Source organism: Brevundimonas sp. RM1 (assembly GCF_052907225.1).
On the sequence record NZ_JBRERY010000078.1, the window covers coordinates 1 to 1,257 of the forward strand.

Here is a 1,257-nt window from a genome sequence, read left to right on the forward strand (position 1 = left end):
CCCGAGCGCCCGACAGCGAGGTGTCGGCCACCAACGCCAGGCACTCGCGGGTGCAGTTGTCGATCACCGTCAGGATGCGGAAGCGCCGCCCGTCCGTCATCTGGTCAGAGAAGACCCGGAGGGCGGCGCGTAGCAGCCAAGTCCAGCGACCAGCGCTGGTTGGCCACCAGCGGCAGGTCCAGCGGTCGCCGCGTGCCCATCGCTCGCTTCCGGCCGCCGCGCCGGCGCACCGTCAGCCGTTCCTCGCGATAGATCCGCTGAACCCGCTTCTTGTTGACCGCATGGCCCTCGCGCCGCGGCAGGACGTGCAGGCGGCGATAACAGATGAATGCATTTCCCACTCAATACATCCAACGGTCAGGCTGGCCGGATGTTCGGCAGCTTTGAAATATTTTTCCAGCACTAGACAAAGGTTACGACAAAACCATTTTCCCGTTGGGTCGCGCGACGAGGCCACACACACTCCGGTGGTAAGCGCCTGGGCGAGGCGGCCCTGGTCCGTGCCGCTATCGGCATGTAACGACCGAACTTCGGCGCTTGTTACCGCATCGCGACGCGTTGCCCATTTGCCAGAGCGCGCTTCATCATGGCCGGGGTCGGGCCATGATGACGGCCGAGTTGTCGATCCAAGCGCCTCGCGCCGCTTCGGATCGGCGGGTCAGTAGTGAATGACCGTGCGGATCGACTTGCCTTCGTGCATCAGTGCGAAGTCCTCGTTGATCTCCTCCAAACCCATCGTGTGGGTTACGAATGGGGCCAGATCGATATCGCCTCTCATCGCGTCCTCGACCCTGCCGTCAACTCCTCGCCCAGTTCCGGTCGGTCGGTCGCTTGTGGAGTGGCTACGCAGAAGCCGCTGTGCTGACCTATTCGTGCGAATCCGGCAAACCTCTTGGCTAGCCTGGACCGCAGAATACACTCCATCATGGTGGAGAAGCTCCAAGTTGATACTGATGTCGTTTGGGTCAAAGATGTCGTCGAAGGTCACAACAGACTGCGAAAGGCCTCGACATCACGAAAATTTTATTGGTTAGAATTTCATCAATGTTTTCAATACCTCGAGATTTGTTCGGCCTACGGATCGGTTTCGCTATCGATGTCGAACAAAAAATCCAAAACATTCAATGTTCTGGTCCGGCTTCAGTAATCGAGTGGGAATGATTCAGGCTCTTTGAAAGTCTCTTGGCGCTGCTTCCAGCGGCGTCGATAGATTGCCGACATAAAGTGATGTAGCGAGACCCTTCGAAGTTTTCGGGG

General features: G+C 58.5%; 1 pseudogene. It reads right to left on the bottom strand.

Annotation, left to right across the window (positions count from 1 at the left end):
* A pseudogene (locus ACU5AP_RS16350) lies at positions 1-320 on the bottom strand (IS3 family transposase); the annotation flags it as partial.
* Between the last annotated feature and the right edge of the window lie 937 nt (positions 321-1,257).